Annotated in this window: 20 protein-coding genes; 17 read left to right on the forward strand and 3 right to left on the reverse strand. The window is 53.3% G+C overall.

Annotated features, from left to right (window positions below; genetic code table 11):
• Window positions 1–14: 14 nt before the first annotated feature.
• Window positions 15–1,001 carry a KpsF/GutQ family sugar-phosphate isomerase gene (locus ACWI0H_RS08160; protein WP_485875865.1) on the reverse strand — a complete coding sequence of 329 codons (987 nt, stop codon included), beginning with the start codon at window positions 999–1,001 and terminating at the stop codon, window positions 15–17.
• A 317-nt stretch (window positions 1,002–1,318) separates the two neighbouring features.
• Between ACWI0H_RS08160 and ACWI0H_RS08165 the strand changes: the two genes are divergently transcribed.
• The 9 genes from ACWI0H_RS08165 to hisD all read left to right on the forward strand — a co-directional run bounded on the left by ACWI0H_RS08165 (window position 1,319) and on the right by hisD (window position 8,214).
• On the forward strand, window positions 1,319–2,140 hold the full coding sequence (locus ACWI0H_RS08165) for an ABC transporter ATP-binding protein (RefSeq protein WP_101146239.1): 822 nt from the start codon (window positions 1,319–1,321) through the stop codon (window positions 2,138–2,140).
• Window positions 2,141–2,176: 36 nt separating this feature from the next.
• Window positions 2,177–2,977 (forward strand): lipid asymmetry maintenance ABC transporter permease subunit MlaE, encoded by an 801-nt coding sequence (mlaE, locus tag ACWI0H_RS08170; RefSeq protein ID WP_176303087.1) that lies wholly within the window; start codon window positions 2,177–2,179, stop codon window positions 2,975–2,977.
• Between the two features lie 16 nt (window positions 2,978–2,993).
• Window positions 2,994–3,458, forward strand: coding sequence for an outer membrane lipid asymmetry maintenance protein MlaD (gene mlaD, locus ACWI0H_RS08175; RefSeq protein ID WP_179914819.1), 465 nt, complete (start codon window positions 2,994–2,996; stop codon window positions 3,456–3,458).
• Window positions 3,459–3,532: 74 nt separating this feature from the next.
• Complete coding sequence (locus tag ACWI0H_RS08180) at window positions 3,533–4,174, forward strand: MlaC/ttg2D family ABC transporter substrate-binding protein (protein ID WP_339886034.1); 642 nt, start codon at window positions 3,533–3,535, stop codon at window positions 4,172–4,174.
• The gene (locus tag ACWI0H_RS08185) at window positions 4,171–4,509 is read left to right on the forward strand and encodes an STAS domain-containing protein (protein ID WP_472956224.1); all 339 of its coding nucleotides are present in this window, start codon (window positions 4,171–4,173) and stop codon (window positions 4,507–4,509) included. The genes ACWI0H_RS08180 and ACWI0H_RS08185 overlap by 4 nt, the downstream gene beginning before the upstream one ends.
• A gap of 108 nt (window positions 4,510–4,617) precedes the next feature.
• Complete coding sequence (locus ACWI0H_RS08190; protein WP_007114696.1) at window positions 4,618–4,869, forward strand: BolA family protein; 252 nt, start codon at window positions 4,618–4,620, stop codon at window positions 4,867–4,869.
• Between the two features lie 10 nt (window positions 4,870–4,879).
• Entirely contained in the window at window positions 4,880–6,142 is a 1,263-nt protein-coding gene (gene murA, locus ACWI0H_RS08195; RefSeq protein ID WP_472956225.1) for a UDP-N-acetylglucosamine 1-carboxyvinyltransferase, read from the forward strand.
• Between the two features lie 76 nt (window positions 6,143–6,218).
• Entirely contained in the window at window positions 6,219–6,872 is a 654-nt protein-coding gene (hisG, locus tag ACWI0H_RS08200) for an ATP phosphoribosyltransferase (protein ID WP_035566316.1), read from the forward strand.
• A gap of 13 nt (window positions 6,873–6,885) precedes the next feature.
• Entirely contained in the window at window positions 6,886–8,214 is a 1,329-nt protein-coding gene (gene hisD / locus ACWI0H_RS08205; protein WP_472956228.1) for a histidinol dehydrogenase, read from the forward strand.
• A gap of 41 nt (window positions 8,215–8,255) precedes the next feature.
• Here hisD and ACWI0H_RS08210 read toward each other — a convergent pair whose 3' ends face one another.
• Window positions 8,256–9,521: a Do family serine endopeptidase gene (locus ACWI0H_RS08210; protein ID WP_176303093.1), complete on the reverse strand. Its 1,266-nt coding sequence runs from the start codon at window positions 9,519–9,521 to the stop codon at window positions 8,256–8,258.
• A 129-nt stretch (window positions 9,522–9,650) separates the two neighbouring features.
• Here ACWI0H_RS08210 and ACWI0H_RS08215 point away from each other — a divergent pair, with 129 nt between their 5' ends.
• A complete protein-coding gene (locus ACWI0H_RS08215) occupies window positions 9,651–10,412 on the forward strand; it encodes a Nif3-like dinuclear metal center hexameric protein (RefSeq protein ID WP_472956230.1) in 762 nt (253 codons plus the stop codon).
• A 62-nt stretch (window positions 10,413–10,474) separates the two neighbouring features.
• On the opposite strand, the gene ACWI0H_RS08220 is transcribed toward ACWI0H_RS08215, so the two are convergent.
• The gene (locus ACWI0H_RS08220) at window positions 10,475–10,933 is read right to left on the reverse strand and encodes a ZapG family protein (RefSeq protein ID WP_035587068.1); all 459 of its coding nucleotides are present in this window, start codon (window positions 10,931–10,933) and stop codon (window positions 10,475–10,477) included.
• A gap of 208 nt (window positions 10,934–11,141) precedes the next feature.
• Here ACWI0H_RS08220 and zapE point away from each other — a divergent pair, with 208 nt between their 5' ends.
• From zapE to sspA, 7 genes are all read left to right on the forward strand, one after another.
• Entirely contained in the window at window positions 11,142–12,326 is a 1,185-nt protein-coding gene (gene zapE, locus ACWI0H_RS08225) for a cell division protein ZapE (RefSeq protein ID WP_336272944.1), read from the forward strand.
• Window positions 12,327–12,511: 185 nt separating this feature from the next.
• A complete protein-coding gene (gene rplM / locus ACWI0H_RS08230; protein WP_008958668.1) occupies window positions 12,512–12,940 on the forward strand; it encodes a 50S ribosomal protein L13 in 429 nt (142 codons plus the stop codon).
• A 13-nt stretch (window positions 12,941–12,953) separates the two neighbouring features.
• Entirely contained in the window at window positions 12,954–13,343 is a 390-nt protein-coding gene (gene rpsI / locus ACWI0H_RS08235) for a 30S ribosomal protein S9 (RefSeq protein ID WP_008958669.1), read from the forward strand.
• A 209-nt stretch (window positions 13,344–13,552) separates the two neighbouring features.
• Window positions 13,553–14,152: a ubiquinol-cytochrome c reductase iron-sulfur subunit gene (petA, locus tag ACWI0H_RS08240; protein WP_008958670.1), complete on the forward strand. Its 600-nt coding sequence runs from the start codon at window positions 13,553–13,555 to the stop codon at window positions 14,150–14,152.
• Window positions 14,152–15,411 carry a cytochrome b gene (locus ACWI0H_RS08245; RefSeq protein WP_008958671.1) on the forward strand — a complete coding sequence of 420 codons (1,260 nt, stop codon included), beginning with the start codon at window positions 14,152–14,154 and terminating at the stop codon, window positions 15,409–15,411. The genes petA and ACWI0H_RS08245 overlap by 1 nt, the downstream gene beginning before the upstream one ends.
• Window positions 15,411–16,178 carry a cytochrome c1 gene (locus ACWI0H_RS08250; RefSeq protein ID WP_008958672.1) on the forward strand — a complete coding sequence of 256 codons (768 nt, stop codon included), beginning with the start codon at window positions 15,411–15,413 and terminating at the stop codon, window positions 16,176–16,178. The genes ACWI0H_RS08245 and ACWI0H_RS08250 overlap by 1 nt, the downstream gene beginning before the upstream one ends.
• Before the next feature lie 149 nt (window positions 16,179–16,327).
• Window positions 16,328–16,954: a stringent starvation protein SspA gene (sspA, locus tag ACWI0H_RS08255; protein ID WP_008958673.1), complete on the forward strand. Its 627-nt coding sequence runs from the start codon at window positions 16,328–16,330 to the stop codon at window positions 16,952–16,954.
• Window positions 16,955–17,008 lie beyond the last annotated feature (54 nt).

Here is a 17,008-nt window from a genome sequence, read left to right on the forward strand (position 1 = left end):
ATGACGCCGCTGACTTAAATAACGCCGCTGGCAAGCAGGTCATGCATATGCAGCGCCCCGATAGGGCGCTGTTGTTCATCAACTACTGCTAGCGCCGTAATGCGGCTCTCTTCCATGATGCGGACCGCTTCCGCCGCCAGGATATCGGGGCCGATGCGCTTGCCCGGCCGGGTCATTACATCGTCAACGATGACATCACGCAGGTTGTGAAACTGGTCGAGCGTGCGTCGAAGGTCACCGTCAGTGTATACCCCGGCTAGGCGGCCATCGCTATCTACCACGCAGGTAAAGCCTAGCCCTTGACGAGTAATTTCCAATAACGCGTCGCGCAACGGGCTCCCCAGGGGGACTTGGGGCAGGCGCGCACCGTCGTGCATTAGATCTCTAACGCGCAGTAACAAGCGTTTGCCTAAACTGCCGCCAGGGTGGGAGAGGGCAAAATCTTCAGCGGTAAAGCCACGCGCCTCCAGCAGCGCCACAGCCAGGGCGTCGCCCAGAGCGAGCGCTGCCGTTGTGGAGCTGGTGGGGGCCAAGTCGAGCGGGCATGCCTCACGCTCTACGCCGCTGTTCAGGTGCGCATCAGCGTGTTTGGCCAGCGTGGAATCGGGGCGCCCTGTCATACTGACTAGCGGCGTACCCAGGCGTTTAAGCAGCGGTAAGAGCGCAGTGACTTCGGCGGTTTCCCCCGAGTTGGACAACGCCAATACCACATCGGAACGGGTGATCATGCCTAAATCGCCGTGGCTGGCTTCACCAGGATGAACGAAAAAAGCTGGCGTGCCCGTGCTGGCAAGTGTAGCCGCCAATTTGCCAGCGATATGCCCCGATTTTCCCATGCCGGTCACTACCACGCGGCCTTGGCAGGCGAGAATTAGCTCGCAGGCACGGTCAAAATTTTCATCTAGCTTGGCTTGAAGGCCGCCAATGGCTGCCTGCTCAATTTGCAGCGTACGCAATGCACTTTCGCGTAGTAGGCTGGGTGGAGCGAGAGGCTGGCGCATAGCGTTTTCTCTTAATCATTGAACATATAAAAAGTAGTAACCACCAAGAATAACATCTTGGCACCCTTTATAGGCAGTCGTTGAGATAGTAGTTGGAGACGTTAGCCCGGATGCGATTTGACGATAAGGCGGCCTGCTAACGATGCGCTATCAATAAATGGGTAGACCAGCAGAAATGCTCAAGCAGGCCGTCGTGTTTTGTAGCGTTATAGTACAATGTTTGATAATGTTTTAGAAACACTGTTTTATAATCGCGATAGCCGCAAGTAGGGTATGATGGCTAACCCAAGTGCGCCTGGTTAAGAGTCAACTGATCCATGATAGATGCTCCATTTATTGAAATTGAAGACCTCCATTTTTCACGTGGCGATCACGAGATTTTTCGCGGCATAAATATGACGATTCCCCGGGGCAAGGTAACCGCGATTATGGGGCCAAGCGGTACTGGGAAAACCACACTGCTTAAGCTAATCGGCGGCCAATTGACGCCAGAGCGTGGGCGGATAGTGATCGATGGGCAGGATGTTCATCGGCTATCTCGTAAGGCGCTATTTACGTTACGCAAGCGGATGGGGATGCTATTTCAAAGTGGCGCGCTGTTTTCCGATTTAGACGTATTCGAAAACGTTGCTTTTCCGTTACGCGTTCATACTGATTTGCCCGATACCATGGTGCGCGATCTGGTGCTACTGAAGCTGCAGGCGGTAGGGCTGCGCGGCGCGCGCCATTTGACGCCCGCAGAACTGTCGGGAGGCATGGCGCGGCGGGTCGCACTGGCTCGTGCCGTGGCGCTGGACCCGGAGTTGATCCTGTATGACGAACCCTTCGTTGGTCAGGACCCTATCTCTATGGGCGTTTTAGTGCAGCTTATTAAGCGACTTAATCAGGCGCTGCAACTCACCTCTGTGGTGGTGTCTCACGATATTAAAGAGACTCTGAGCATTGCAGACTATCTCTATTTAATTGCTGATGGTCAGGTGGTTGCCCATGGTACGCCGCAAACCTTAGATACGAATCAAGACCCCAGGGTGAGCCAGTTTATTCATGGCGAGCCCGATGGCCCAGTGCCGTTTCACTATCCCGCTGAGGCATTTTATCGCGATATTTTGGGCGAGCCCCCGATGACAAAGACAGGCTAATGGCTTCAATGCAGGGTAAATACAGGGCAGGGACAAATGCAGTCAAAATTTTCTAACGGCACCGCGCGTATTACCCGATTGGGGCGTCGAGGGTGCGATTTAATGGAAGCATTAGGCCGCGCGGGGGTGTTTCTCTTCCAATCCGCTGTCGGTGTGCCATCCCGTGAGGGTTGGCGCTTATGGTTGCATCAGATGCATTTTGTCGGTGTGCTCTCACTCGCCATCGTGTTGGTGTCTGGGCTGTTTATCGGCATGGTGCTGGCACTGCAGGGCTATACCATTCTGGTCGATTTCGGCGCTGAGCAGGCGCTTGGGCAGATGGTGGCGCTGTCACTGCTGCGTGAGCTGGCGCCTGTGGTGGCTGCGTTGCTGTTTGCTGGCCGTGCGGGCTCGGCATTGACCGCTGAGATTGGCTTGATGAAAGCCACCGAGCAGCTCACCAGTATGGAGATGATCGGTGTTGATCCGCTGCGCCGGGTGGTCGCTCCGCGGCTATGGGCGGGCTTTGTGTCGCTACCCATTCTAACCGTAGGTTTTAGTGTGGTGGGTATCTGGGGTGGCTACTTGGTGGGCGTGGAGTGGTTGGGCGTTTTCGAGGGCTCTTACTGGAGCAACATGCAGGCCAATGTGGCTTTTGTCAGTGATATTGGCAATGGGATGATCAAAAGCGCTGTGTTTGCGCTGGTGGTGACCTGGATTGCTGTCTTTCAGGGCTACGACCTGGTGCCGACCTCAGAAGGCATATCTCGTGCTACCACACGCACGGTAGTGTATTCGTCGCTTGCAGTTCTGGGGCTTGATTTTGTGTTGACTGCCGTCATGTTTGGCGGCCTTTAATGGGTGGAGCAGTTTCATGAGACGCAGTAAAACCATGGAGTTCGGTGTTGGCCTGTTTATGATTGCTGGCATTTTGGGACTTGTATTCCTCGGCTTGCGTGTTAGTGGACTGACACTCTCCGCGCCCGCTCAGTCGTTTCAGTTGGAGGCCAATTTTGCCAATATTGGTAGCTTAAAACCTCGCGCTCGGGTCACTATGGCGGGGGTGACGGTGGGGCGCGTTGAATCTATTGAGTTGGATACGCAGTGGTTCGATGCACGGGTAGTGCTAAGCCTGGACAGCGAGTTGGAAGGCCAGCTCTCCAGAGACACGATAGCGTCTATTCTTACTGCCGGCTTGTTAGGCGAGCAGTATATCGGCCTTAGCGCAGGCGGTGACCCTGAGATGCTGGAGGAGGGTGACACGATTCGTGATACTCAGTCGGCGCTGGTGCTGGAAGAACTTATCCAGCAATTTGTGTCCAACATGGCAAGTAATTAATGTTTCAACTAATGAGGCACGAGCCCAGTGCATTAACGGGTCGGGAGATAATGGTTATGAAGGGAGTAAACGGGATGGTAAGTCGTTGGTTGCTGGTGGGTATGATCATGGTGGGGTTAGTGTTGCCGCTACAGGCCCTAGCACAGAGCCAGTCCCCTGAAGCATTGGTTCGCGATAATGTTGAATCACTAATGGAAGACCTTGATGGTCGCCAAGATTATTACGCTAATAATCTGGGTGAGCTTGAGGCGTTAGTGGATAGAAATCTCGACCAAGTGGCTGATTTTCGCTATATCGGTGCCAGTGTGATGGGTAACTATTTCCGCAACGCGACCCCAGAACAGCGCAGCCGTTTTGCCGATGTGTTTCGTCAAACGCTGATTGATACCTATACCCGTGGGCTGGTGACATTTGATTATGACGAGCTACGAGTGCTGGATGCCCAGCAAGCGCAGCGCTATGACGATCAAGCTAGTGTCGCGATGGAAGTGGTGGCGAATAATGGTCAAGTGTACCCCGTGAGCTATAGCTTAAGGCTTTCTAATGGCGAGTGGCGGGTGGTCAATGTGATCGTAAATGGCATTAACCTGGGTTTGACGTTCCGCAATCAGTTCGACCAGGCCATGCGCGATAATAATCGCGATTATGATGCTGTCATCGACGGCTGGTCGCCTGAGGTGGGTGTTGAAGAGCTTGAACAGGGAGGCGATGCGTGACAACGCTTTTTACACGCCCCGGTGTCACGGTGGATGCTGAAGACGCTACCCTGCAAGTAGTCGGTGATGTGGATGTGACGTTGGCGGCTGATTTGGCCGCCAGCGGTGTTACGTGGCTCAAGCAAGCCGACTTAACCTCACTAACACTGGATTTTAGCCGCGTTGAAAAAGCCAGCAGTGCTGCCATCAGCGTGCTGTTTGAATGGTTGCGCACGTGTCGGCAGCGCGAAATCCAGGTTCAGGTTATCCGCTTTTCAGTTCCTCTACGCCGCCTTGCCTCATTAGCCGAACTGGATGCATTGATTGATCATCCATCAGCGACCTTGGCTGTTTAGAGCTAGGCCATTTAAAACTACGCCATCGCCAAGCGCGCTACTTTTCTTTATTATGTCGCCCCAATTACGTTTATTAATATTGACGACCCCAAAGGAGTTTTTTGCGCCATGCAACCCAACGAGGTAAAAGCACTGCTTGAATCCCGTATAGACGGATGCCAGTTCCATATTCAGGGTGAAGGCTGTAATTTTCAGGTGATTGCGGTTGGCGATGCCTTTGAAGGTCTCTCTCCGGTCAAGCGTCAGCAGCTCGTCTACGCTGCTCTCAGTGATGAGATCGCCTCTGGCGCGCTCCACGCCATTAGTATCAAAACGTTTACTCCGGCGCAGTGGCAAACTGCACCGGAAAACGTCCAGTAACGGTCGCTCCATGGATAAATTAATCATTACCGGCAATGGTTCGGTAGACGGTGAAGTGTGGGTGAGCGGTGCCAAAAATGCAGCGTTACCCATCTTGTGTGCCAGCCTGCTGGCCGACGGCCCCGTAGTGATTGGTAATTTGCCACACCTGCAGGATATTACCACCACCTTAGAGTTGCTTGGGCGTATGGGGGTTGAGCCGGTAATGGGTGAGAAGCTGAGTATCCAGTTAGATGGTTCTCAGGTGACACAATGCCACGCACCTTATGAGCTGGTTAAGAAGATGCGCGCTTCCATCTTGGTGTTAGGGCCACTGCTTGCCCACTTCGGTAAAGCCGATGTGTCGTTGCCCGGTGGCTGCGCGATTGGTTCGCGGCCGGTGGATTTGCACATCCGCGGTTTAGAGGCCATGGGTGCTGAGATTCGCGTTGAAGCGGGCTACATCCGTGCGCGGGTCGATGGCCGCCTGAAAGGCGCGACGATTTACTTTGATACCGTGACGGTAACCGGTACCGAAAACCTACTGATGGCGGCGACGCTGGCCGATGGCAAAACCGTTCTGGAGAACGCTGCTCGCGAGCCTGAAATCGTCGACTTGGCAGAGTGTTTGATCAAGATGGGCGCTAAAATCAGCGGCCAAGGTACTGACACTATTACCATTGAGGGCGTTGAGAAACTCCACGGCTGTGAACACGATGTCATGCCCGACCGTATTGAAACGGGCACGTTTCTGGTAGCCGCTGCCATGACAGGCGGGCGAGTGAAGGTTAAGCGTACCCGGGCGGATATCCTGGATGCGGTCATCGCTAAGCTGGAAGAGGCGGGTGCTGAGATTACCAGCGGTGACGATTGGATTGCTCTGGATATGCACGGCAAGCGCCCCAAGGCGGTAAATATACGCACGGCTCCTTATCCAGCGTTCCCCACCGATATGCAGGCGCAGTTCGTGGCTATGAACTCAGTGGCCGTGGGGCACTCTCGAGTGGTCGAAACGATCTTCGAGAACCGCTTTATGCACGTTCAAGAGCTTAACCGCATGGGCGCCAATATTGTGCTGGAAGGTAATACCGCTTTGATTGAAGGGGTTGAGAAGCTATCCGGCGCGCCTGTCATGGCGACCGATCTACGCGCTTCCGCTTCGCTGGTGATTGCAGCGATGATGGCCGAAGGGGAAACCCTGGTCGATCGTATCTATCACATTGACCGTGGCTACGAGTGCATCGAAGAAAAATTGCAGTTACTGGGCGCGCGCATTCGCCGTATTCCTGGCTAAACCATGCGACCAAACTCGCTTGCTACGAATTCTGCATGCTACCGGCGGTGCATGCTATTAACCACTGGCCTAAACGATGAGTAAGCAACTGATTTTAGCCCTCTCGAAGGGCCGCATTCTGGAAGAGACGCTGCCACTGCTGGCCGATGCGGGCATCACGCCCGCCGAGGATCTAAGCAAAAGCCGTAAGCTGCTGTTTGACACCAACTTGCCAGACGTCAAGCTGGTGATTATCCGCGCAACCGACGTGCCCACCTACGTTCAGTTGGGTGCCGCGGATGTGGGTATCGCTGGGAAAGATGTACTGCTTGAGCACGGCGCTGAAGGGCTTTACGAGCCGCTGGATTTGGAGATTGCTCGCTGTAAGTTGATGACGGCGGGCGTTACCGGCCAGTTGCCAGCGCGCGCCCGGCGTCGGGTGGCCACCAAGTTTGTTAACGTGGCCCGCCGTTACTACGCCGAGCAGGGCATTCAAGCCGAAGTGATCAAGCTTTATGGCGCCATGGAGCTTGCGCCCCTGATGAACCTAGCGGACGAAATTGTCGATATCGTTGATACCGGCAATACACTGCGGGCGAATGGAATGGAGCCGCGTGAGTTAATCGCCCATATTAGCACCCGACTAGTGGTGAATAAGGCAGCCATGACCATGAAGCATGAGCGCATTAAGCCGTTACTGGCCCGCCTAGACAGCGCGGTCAAAAAGCGTCAGGCACAGCTTGCCGAATGACATGAGGTGACCCATGAGCGAACCCAATAGCAAACAACGTAATGCCACCATTTCACGCCTGTCGACAAGCGATGCAGACTTTAACCATCAGCTTGATGCGCTGTTAGATTGGGAGGGGGTGTCAGACAAAGCAGTTCAGGCACGCGTAGAAGAAATTCTTGCCAGTGTTAAACAGCGAGGCGACGCCGCAGTAATTGAAGCTACCAACCGCTTTGATAGGCTTTCTGTTAGCTCAATGGACGAATTGCAACTCACACCTGAGCAGTTGAAGAAGGCGTTTGATCACCTGCCTTCTGAGCAGCGTGAAGCGCTTTCCAGTGCTGCCGAGCGCATTAAGCAGTACCACGAGCGCCAAAAGCCCAGCTCCTGGCAATACGAAGAGGCTGACGGCACGGTGCTGGGACAGAAAGTCACCCCACTGGATCGCGCCGGTATCTATGTGCCGGGGGGGAAGGCGGCTTACCCCTCCTCGGTGCTGATGAATGCGATTCCTGCCCATGTGGCCGGTGTCCGAGAGATTGTCATGGTAGTGCCTACGCCGGATGGCGTGCTCAATGAGTTGGTATTGGCTGCGGCCCACCTGGCCGGGGTCGATTATGTCTTCACCATCGGTGGGGCTCAGGCGGTGGCTGCGCTTGCTTATGGCACAGAAACGGTGCCTCGCGTCGACAAGATAGTTGGCCCAGGCAATATTTATGTCGCCACCGCAAAGCGGGCGGTATTTGGACAGGTGGGAATCGACATGATTGCCGGCCCCTCGGAAATCATGGTGGTGTCCGATGGGCTGACTGATCCTGATTGGTTGGCGATGGATCTGTTCTCCCAGGCCGAACACGACGAAGACGCGCAGGCGATCTTGGTGAGCTGGGATAAGGCGCACTTAGCTGCCGTTGAGGCTGCGATTGAGCGCCTGCTGCCGACACTAGAGCGCGAAGAGATTGTGCGTGAATCGCTACGCCGGCGTGGGGCGTTAGTGCTTTGTCAGGACGCCCAAGAAGCGATTACGCTGATTAACCGGATTGCCCCTGAGCATCTGGAACTTTCGGTCGCTGAGCCAGGCACTTGGTTGGACGATATCCGTCACGCCGGGGCGATCTTTATGGGGCGTTACACTGCTGAAGCGCTGGGAGATTATTGCGCGGGGCCCAATCACGTGCTGCCTACCTCTGGAACGGCACGTTTCTCGTCACCGCTAGGTGTCTACGATTTCCAGAAGCGATCTTCGATTATTCACTGCTCGGCAGGCGGTGCATCTGAGCTGGGCAAAATTGCCTCGGTATTGGCGCGAGGCGAGTCATTAACCGCCCACGCCCGTTCAGCTGAGTACCGTATTCGCGATTGAGGCCCACCAAATATCGTGCCAACGCGTTCAAACTGTTACCGCTATGAGTCGCGTTGGCCGGGCACCTCTTCATTAATCGGAATAGCGGGAAGCGGGCGTTCGCCCACTTCTAATGTCATTTCCATGCGCTCGCCGCTGCGCACAATGGTTAACGGCAGCGACGTGCCGGGGGGGATTGAGGCGATTTCGCTCATCGTGGAGCGAGCATCCAGAATGGGCTCTCCGTCCACGGCGAGTAGTACATCGCCAGGCTCTAGACCTGCTTGCGCAGCCGGACCACCGCTGACGACACCGGCAACAATGACGCCTTGAGGTGTTTGCAGCCCAAAGGAGGCCGCGAGTTCGCGTGATAGCGCTTGTGCCTCTATACCCAGCCAGCCACGAATCACACGTCCTTGAGTAACCAGTTCATCTAGGATGCTGTGGGCAAGGTTGGCGGGGATCGCAAAGCCAATACCCTGGGAACCCCCTGAGCGTGAGAAAATGGCGGTATTAATACCCACCATGGCACCGTCAGGGTTGACCAGCGCGCCGCCAGAATTACCTGGATTGATCGCAGCATCTGTCTGAATAAAATCTTCATAGGCGTTGAGCCCTAGGTGATTACGTCCCGTGGCGCTAATAATGCCCATGGTGACGGTCTGGCCCACCCCAAAAGGGTTACCAATGGCTAGCGCTACGTCGCCCACTGCTACGTCGGCAGAATCGGTCAGTTCAATAACCGGCAAGTCGTCCAAATTAATGCGCAGCACGGCTAAATCACTTTCAGGGTCGGTGCCAATCACTTCGGCCAACGTTTCGCGCCCATCACGTAACGCCACCTGAATTTCGTCGGCGCCATTGATAACGTGGTGATTGGTTAATACGTAGCCGTCTTCACTCACAATAACCCCAGAGCCTAGGCTGGAAAGCATCCGCTGGTGAGTCGTCGCATCGTCGCCCTGGCTATCAAAAAATTGCTGGAAGAAGGGGTCCGACATCAGTGGGTGCTGATCGCGTTCCACAATACGTGATGAATAAATGTTAACCACGGCCGGCGCTGCTTGTTCGACTGCTCGTGAATAGCTCACCGGGCCCTTATTGCGGGATAGAGGTGCAGCCTGGTGTATTTCTGGAGCTGGGCGATTAGGGTTGGGTTCCACTGCCGCTGGGACCGTAGAGATCACCGGGGCCGGAGATTGAGGCGCCTGTGGCGGTGAATCACGAAATGGGTTGGGAAGTTGCTCGGGGAGCGCAAACAGGATCACCACAGCGAGCAGTACGCCAGTAACAACAGGCCATAGGTAAGGCAGCACATAGCGTCGCATGTAATAAATTCCTTAACGAGTCAGTCTCACTGTTCGCGATAAAAAGCAGCGAGTTTTACAATGGTTTAATGGTAACACTTTCTTAGCAAGTTCCTCACGGGTGCATTTAAATCAATAAAAGGACGCAATATGATTCATCGTGACCAATTAGTGGCAGCCTGTGACCATCAGCTGCGGGCTGCTCAGTTTAAAGATTATACGATTAATGGTTTGCAGGTAGCGGGTAGTGAGCACGTTAAACGCGTTATAACGGGAGTGACAGCCTGTCAGGCTTTGCTGGATGAAGCCGTTGCTTGGCAGGCGGATTTGGTGTTGGTGCATCATGGCTATTTCTGGAAAAACGAGCCCGTTGCGATCACCGGCATGAAGCAGAAGCGGATTAAAACACTGCTTGATAACGATATCAGCCTGCTGGCGTACCACCTACCGTTGGATGCTCACGCCGAAATGGGCAATAACGCCGAATTGGCTAGGCGTCTAGGCTGGAAAGTGGAGGGGTGTATTGATGGCGAGCTAGGAGAAGGGCTTTTATGGTCAGGATGTTTAGCGCAGCCACTTTCTGTACAGGATCTCGCAGTGCAAATTGCGCACACCCTTCAGCGTGAGCCTTTGGTCATTGAAGCCCCGCAGGTGGGCGATATTGAGCGCATTGCCTGGTGCACCGGTGGGGCGCAAGACATGATTACGGCAGCCTTTGAGGCGGGGGCGCAGGCCTTCGTATCGGGTGAAATATCCGAGCGAACTACCCACTTGGCGCGCGAAATGGGGATCCATTATATCGCCGCTGGCCATCACGCTACAGAGCGTTATGGAATCCAGGCCATGGGTGAGTGGTTAAGCGATGAGTATGATGTTGAGCATCGCTTTGTGGATATTGATAATCCTGCTTAACACATTAAGCGCCCCGAAAGATCGTTGACGAGAATCGGGGCAGCTTATTGACGTTTGGTTACTTAATAGCGGGGCGGTTGAGGCGTTGCCACCTCGTTACTTTTCAAGCCAAAGTCCTCAGATAACGTTCCGCCTTTACCGTCGGCGTAGTCGCGCGGGGTAGCGGGAGCCGCTGTATCAGCCTGTGCCTGCTGTTCAGAGGTAGAATTGATGCCAGAAAGATCAAGGCTTGGCTGAATCGCCGCATCGCGAATGTCCCATTCCTCAGCATCCTCTTTTAGCTGAAGTTCTAGTTGGTTGGCTTCATCGCGAATATTGCTGAGCCGCTGATAGATCCCGGTCAAATGGCTGCCCACGCTGTTCTTCATTTCAGCGATTTGATGTTCGCGTTCGAGTAGCTTTTGACGCATGGAAGCAGCCTCACGCTGGCTTTTGCTGAAGAGGCGGTAACTGCCCAATCCAACGATTAAGCCGACGATAAAACCGATAATGGCAAAGGTTAATGGTGAGCTTGCGTCCACAGTGTTCTCCCTGGCGCCTTGAATATAACCGCAGACTGCATTAGCCAGCAGCTTTTGAATTAAACAGGCTGCCATTATAGGCGTCAGTCTGCCGGTTGGGTCAATCCACTCATGCGCTTAGACGTCTCTACGGGTATAATCACAGCCTTTCTTAGGGTTGCCAGTCGTTGTGCTGGCTACTGCCTTACATGCTGAGGGAGGCGATTGCATGTCATCAACATCTGCGGATAGGGCAATGTCTAAAACACGCCCAGCATCGCCTATTGAGCGCTACCGCGCGGATTTAGAGCGTGAGGATTTTCAATATGATGCGGCGCAGGAATCAGCAGTAAAACATTTGCAGCGGCTTTATGATGAGCTTGTAGCTGCACCGACGACCGTGCCGAAGACCTTGGTTGCCCATAAGGGCTTGAAAGCCAAAATGGCCGGCTTAATGGGTAAAAAATCTTCCTCTGCCGATAAACCGGTCTTGCCTCAGGTAAAAGGGCTCTATTTTTGGGGAGGGGTAGGACGTGGCAAAACCTATTTAGTTGACACGTTTTACGAATCCCTTCCTTTTCCTGACAAAATGCGTACCCATTTCCATCGCTTTATGCAGCGCGTCCATAACGAGCTGACACACTACAAGGGTGAAAAAAATCCCCTCACGCTAATTGCGGGTAAATTTGCCACTGAGGCGCGTGTGATTTGCTTTGATGAATTTTTTGTCAAAGATATTACCGATGCCATGATACTTGCCAACCTGCTGGAGGCGCTTTTTGAGCGCGGGGTGGTGCTAGTGGCAACCTCAAATATCGTGCCTGATGACCTGTATAAAGAGGGTCTGCAGCGGGCCCGTTTTCTGCCTGCCATTGAGCTTGTCAACCGGCATTGCAGCGTGGTGAACGTCGATTCAGGCGTTGATTATCGTCTGCGCGCACTTGAGCGGGCTGCTATTTTTCACTCACCGCTGGAAGAAGCGGCTGAGCATGAACTTTCGCGTAGCTTTCGTGAAATAGCGGGGCAGGCGGGCGAAGTAGATGCGTCGCTAGAAATTAACCATCGTGTGCTCAAAGCCCGCCGTTTGCATGATGATATTGCTTGGTTTGAATTTCTTGAGTTGTGTGACGGTCCGCGTAGTCAAAATGACTATATTGAGCTGGCCCGTGAGTTTCACACCGTGTTGGTCTCCAATGTAATGCGAATGGATGCCAAAAAAGACGATCAGGCGCGACGTTTCATCAATATGGTCGATGAATTTTATGACCGCGGTGTGAAGCTGCTAATGTCGGCAGAAGTGCCGATTGAGCAACTTTACAGCGATGGCAAGCTGACGTTTGAGTTCCAGCGTACGCTTTCCCGGCTACAGGAAATGCAGTCAAAAGAATACTTGGCGTTGGCGCATAAACCCTAGAAGGCAAAGAGTCTATCGGGCAAGTAAAAAAGTCACGATACGGCTTAACTTGTCGCTGTCCTTACTGTAGAATGCCGCCTCGCTACATGTTGCTTGCGTAAGCTGGCAACCAAAAAGAATAGGGATGGTGCTTCGCCGTATAGCGGTGTGAGTCACCCAATACATTTAATCTGGTGATTTTATCCATGAAGACGTTCAGTGCTAAGCCGCAGTCCGTCCAGCGCGACTGGTATGTTGTCGACGCTAAGGACAAAACGCTCGGTCGCCTGGCAACCGAGATTGCTCGTCGCCTACGCGGCAAGCATAAGCCCGAATTTACCCCTCACGTTGATACCGGCGACTACATCGTTGTTATCAACGCAGAGAAAGTCCATGTGACCGGCAACAAGGCGAAGGCTAAAACCTACTACCGCCACACTGGTTACCCGGGCGGTCTGCGCTCTATGACGTTCGACAAAATGCTTGATCATGCGCCCGAGCGCATCATTGAGTCTGCCGTTAAAGGCATGTTGCCGAAAGGTCCTTTGGGTCGCGCCATGTACACTAAGTTAAAAGTGTACGCCGGTGCCGAGCATCCGCATGCTGCCCAACAGCCGCTTGAACTAGACATCTGAGGAAATCTTCGCCATGACACAGCAGTATTACGGTACCGGGCGCCGCAAGACTTCCACCGCTCGCGTGTTTATGAAGCCAGGCTCTGGCAAAATCACTGTCAACAACCAAGACCTAGACCTTTACTTTGGTCGTGTTACCGGTCGTATGGTTGTTCGTCAGCCGCTTGAGTTGACCGAAACGCTAAGCCAGTTTGACATCTTCGTGACTGTCGCTGGTGGCGGTGGTTCATCTCAGGCAGGCGCTATTCGCCACGGCATTACGCGTGCCCTGATGAATTACAATGAAGACCTGCGTCCTTCGCTACGTGCCGCTGGTTACGTAACGCGTGATGCACGTCAAGTTGAGCGTAAGAAAGTCGGCCTGCGCAAAGCACGTCGTCGTCCGCAGTTCTCTAAGCGTTAATTCTTTACGCTATGCGGCAAAACGCCCAGGTCACCGACCTGGGCGTTTTTTATTGAAATATCATAAAATTATATTGCTCGTACCACTATGGTCACGGGCGGTTGTTCTTGTGCACAGCGCTTTGTTTTTTTACCATAGAGCGTATTTGATATTCGTCGTCGCAAGACGCCTTTGCGGCGAAGCGGGTAAGCTGATGGGAGAAACCTGAAATGGCAGATAACGGCGTAAACAAAGGCCGACGCCGTTTCCTCGTAGGCGCCACCTCCGTTGTGGGTGCGGTAGGTGCTGTCGGGGTTGCGGTACCCTTTGTGGCTTCTTGGCAGCCTAGTGCCAGGGCAAGAGCGGCGGGTGCTCCTGTTCAAGCGGATATATCGAGGCTTGAACCAGGACAGCGTATGACCGTTGAGTGGCGTGGTCGTCCTATATGGATTATAAATCGTACACCAGAGATGATTGAGCGCACTGAATCGCTGGGTAGTGACCAGTTAGCTGATCCTGATTCGGAAGTGCCACAACAACCTGCGTACATTGATGGTGGGTTGCGGTCGATTCGACCTGAGATTGGGGTGCTGATTGGTATCTGTACACACTTAGGTTGCTCGCCACTTTTTCGCCCTGAGCCTGATGCAGAGGGCGTAGGCGTCGATAATTGGCCGGGTGGTTTCTTCTGTCCTTGCCATGGTTCTCGCTTTGACTTAGCTGGTCGTGTGTTCAGTAACGTTCCTGCGCCGACTAACCTCGAGGTTCCACCCTACCGCTTTGAGAATGACGACATCATTGTCATCGGCGAAGATGAGGAGAGTGCCTAATGGGTAACCCGAATAAAGCCAAAGCGGAAAAGGGCGTCATGCGGTGGGTAGATGATCGCTTTCCTGCGACTCAAATGTGGCAAGAGCATCTATCTAAATATTACGCGCCAAAAAACTTCAACTTCTGGTACTTCTTTGGCTCGTTAGCGCTGCTGGCGCTAGTTAACCAAATCCTAACCGGGGTTTGGCTGACGATGAGCTTTAATCCCTCGGCTGAAGGTGCGTTTGATTCTGTCGAATACATCATGCGCGATGTGGAGTGGGGCTGGTTGATTCGCTATATGCACACCACCGGCGCCTCTGCTTTCTTTCTCGTTGTTTACCTGCATATGTTCCGTGGCCTGTTATACGGTTCTTACAAAGCCCCCCGCGAGTTAGTGTGGGTCTTTGGCATGACGATTTACCTGGTGCTAATGGCGGAAGCCTTTATGGGCTACCTGCTTCCTTGGGGCCAAATGTCCTATTGGGGCGCGCAGGTTATCATTTCGCTATTCTCTGCCATTCCCGCTATTGGCCCTGATTTAGCGCAGTGGGTGCGCGGTGACTTCCTGATCTCAGGGATTACCCTTAACCGTTTCTTTGCGCTGCACGTGGTGGCCCTGCCCATCGTTATTTTGGCGCTTGTAGTGCTGCATATCATTGCCCTGCATGAAGTGGGTTCAAATAACCCCGACGGTATTGATATCAAGCAGAAGAAGGATGAGGCCGGTGTTCCGTTGGACGGAATTCCTTTCCATCCCTACTACACGGTTAAAGACTTGGTAGGTGTCGCGGTATTCCTGTTTGTTTTCTGTGTGGTGGTGTTCTACTTCCCAGAAGGCGGAGGCTACTTCATTGAGCGGCCTAACTTTGATCAGGCTAACCCGCTGCAAACACCTGACCACATTGCGCCCGTTTGGTACATGACGCCGTTCTACGCCATTCTTCGTGCGATTACCTTCTCGGTGTTTGGCTTAGACGCCAAGTTCCTGGGCGTTATCTTTATGGGCGCGGCGATAGCAATATTGTTTGTGCTGCCTTGGTTGGATCGTAGTCCGGTGCGCTCTATGCGTTATAAAGGCTGGATGTCGAAAGTGATGTTGCTGCTGTTTGCCATCAGCTTCGTTATTCTCGGTGTTTTAGGTGTGTTGCCATCAACGACAGGGCGAACCATTCTGGCGCAAACATGCACCGTGATTTATTTCGCCTTCTTTGTCTTGATGCCTGTCTACACCAAGCTTGAGAAGACTAAACCCGTTCCAGAAAGGGTGACTGGCTAATGAAAAAGCATCTATTAGGACTCCTTTTCGCCTTAGTGCCAGTAACCGCGATGGCTGCAGGAGGCGCAAGTGTGCCTCATTCGATGGAGCCTGATCTTCACGATCAAGCCTCGCTGCAAAACGGCATGAAGCTCTACGTTAACTACTGCATGGGTTGCCACTCGCTTCAGTACCAGCGTTTTGCCCGTGCGGCTGACGACTTGGGGATGCCTCAGGATCTGGTGGAAGAGAATCTGATTTTCTCACCTGAGTTGGCCTATAACGACCAAATGCACATTGCTATGGACAGTGGCGATGCAGAGGGTTGGTTTGGTGCGCCGCCGCCTGATCTATCGCTGAAAACACGTGTGCGAGGAACCGATTGGATCTACTCCTATCTGCTCGGTTTTTATAAAGATCCCAGCCGTCCAACCGGCGTCAACAACACGGTATTCGATTTGGTAGCAATGCCTAACGTGTTGGAGCCTCTGCAGGGCGTGCAAGAGCTGGTGTGCGCTGAAACGGATCATCCTGTAGAAGGGCAAGAGCCGGATGCGCTATCAGGTAAGTATCAGTCTTGTGACGTGCTGCAAGTCACAGAGCCTGGAGAGCTCGAGCCTGCTGAATTTGAGGAAGCGGTGTATGATCTTACTAACTTCCTGGCTTATGTAGGCGAGCCCTCCAAGCTTCAGGCCCAGGCACTGGCGCCTAAGGTGCTGATCTTTATTTTCATTTTTGGTGTGATTGCTTACCTGCTCAAGCGTGAGTATTGGCGAGATATCCACTAATTAGTAGTAGCTGATCGTCAGTAGGGCGCACGGCGTGAGCTGTGCGCCTTTTTCTTGTCAGCATGACAATAAAGCAAAGCAAGCTAGCTTCCCCTAAGGGTGTGCTGGCGTGTTATTATCCAAGATTGTTTTGAAGTGAGGATGCTTTCATGGGTGTTGTGGCCAAGCGGTCGTCGATGATCTTTTACTCAGGTGGTGATGATCATTTCAGTCATCGTGTGCGCATTGTGCTGGCCGAGAAGGGGGTCGCCGTTGATATCGTCGATGTTCTCGACGAAAAACCACCAGAAGAGCTGGCAGACCTCAATCCGTACAACAGTGTACCGACACTGTTAGATCGTGACCTGGTGCTTTATGAGTCCAAAGTCATGATGGAGTATCTGGATGAGCGTTTCCCGCATCCTCCGTTGTTGCCTGTTTACCCAGTGGCTCGGGCGCAAAGTCGTCTATGGATGCACCGCATTGAGCGTGAGTGGTGTCCAATGGTTGATCAGATTCGCAGCGGTGGAAAGAAAGAAGCGGATAAAGCGCGTAAAGAGTTACGCGAAAGCTTAATTGGTATATCGCCAATTTTTGAAGATATGCCGTATTTCATGAGCGAAGAGTTTACGCTGGTGGATTGCTGTTTAGCGCCTGTGTTGTGGCGTTTGCCGGATCTCAATATTGAACTGCCTGAAAAACAGGTTAAGCCGTTGCTGGCATATATGTCACGTGTATTTGAGCGTGAAGCGTTTAAGGCATCTTTAAGTGAGCGTGAAAAAGAGATGCGCGCTTGAATTCATTCGGCTCCCGTTCGCTTGTTTAGAGGCAGGGAGCCTTACTTGTAAGGA

Source organism: Halomonas sp. NYA30, from assembly GCF_976980765.1.